This is a genomic window from Phormidesmis priestleyi BC1401, assembly GCF_001650195.1.
GTDB classification, from domain to species: Bacteria; Cyanobacteriota; Cyanobacteriia; order Leptolyngbyales; family Leptolyngbyaceae; genus Phormidesmis_A; species Phormidesmis_A priestleyi_B.
The window spans coordinates 1-574 of sequence record NZ_LXYR01000189.1 but is presented as its reverse complement, the minus strand read 5'-3'; the positions used below and the strand labels follow the sequence as shown (position 1 = coordinate 574).

General features: G+C 44.1%; 1 protein-coding gene. It reads left to right on the top strand.

The annotated features are described in order from the left end of the window. On the top strand, window positions 1-546 hold a 546-nt coding region (locus A8707_RS26370), incomplete at its 5' end, for a transposase (protein ID WP_156518919.1). Between the last annotated feature and the right edge of the window lie 28 nt (window positions 547-574).

Sequence of the window (574 nt, the reverse complement as noted above, 5' to 3'; positions counted from 1 at the left end):
AGTTGGGATTCTAGTTTGGCGAACCTGAAGTTCCTCAGAAACGAGGAAGTGGGATTTCTATTGGGTGTGGCTGACAATCGTAAAGTTTCCTTAGAACAGGGTAAAGAAGTTCAGATACAGACCTTGACAATTCCTGAAACAGGATTGGTCATCTATCTCAAAGAGTTTGGGTGGGTTAAGGTGTTTTGTCAGGACTTCAAAAACGAAGCCCGCTATTACATCCTGTTCCTCCCAGAATTAGAAGCACTGAAGCTCCTGAACCGTGAAACTTTTAAACAAGTCCATGACCATCACTGGCAGATTGAGCGCTTTCACAGAGTCATCAAACAGGTTTGTAATATTGAGCGCTTTCAAGTCCGAGATGAACAAGCGATTCGCAATCACTTTTTTTGTGCGCTGAGTGCCTTTGGCAAGCTCCAGACGATGCGAATTGAGGGGTTGATCGACAACCTATATCAGGTATCGAGGCAGTTATTTATCCCGGTGATTCGACAATTCATCTTAAAAAATGGCTCGGAACCCTCTTCAGACCTGCAACTCACATGACTCTATGTCTGTCAATGCGTAAGTCCTA